Annotated in this window: 1 pseudogene; it reads left to right on the forward strand. The window is 53.5% G+C overall.

Annotated elements, in window-relative coordinates:
* A pseudogene (locus KVT28_RS27995) lies at positions 1-135 on the forward strand (YkgJ family cysteine cluster protein); the annotation flags it as partial.
* Positions 136-243: the final 108 nt, after the last annotated feature.

Genomic DNA, 243 nt, shown 5'->3' on the forward strand with positions numbered 1-243 from the left:
CGTTGCAAAATCTTTGGTTCACTGCTACGTCTGGCGGTCTGTGCCGACTTACAGCCCAGCGCCGAAATGTGCGGCAGCAGCCGTGTTAGCGCCATGACATTTCTGCTTAAACTGGAAGCCGATACGGCGCCCTGAAGCACTGCTGACGCATAGCTGGAGAATTGGGCTTAGTGCCGTTGGTCTGTACAGGAAAGGCATCAGCCTGCCTGCCGGTAAAAATCTTAAATCCAACATGAAGTGTGC

The organism is Pantoea sp. GbtcB22, assembly GCF_019091025.1.
In the GTDB taxonomy this organism is placed as follows: Bacteria; Pseudomonadota; Gammaproteobacteria; order Enterobacterales; family Enterobacteriaceae; genus Pantoea; species Pantoea leporis.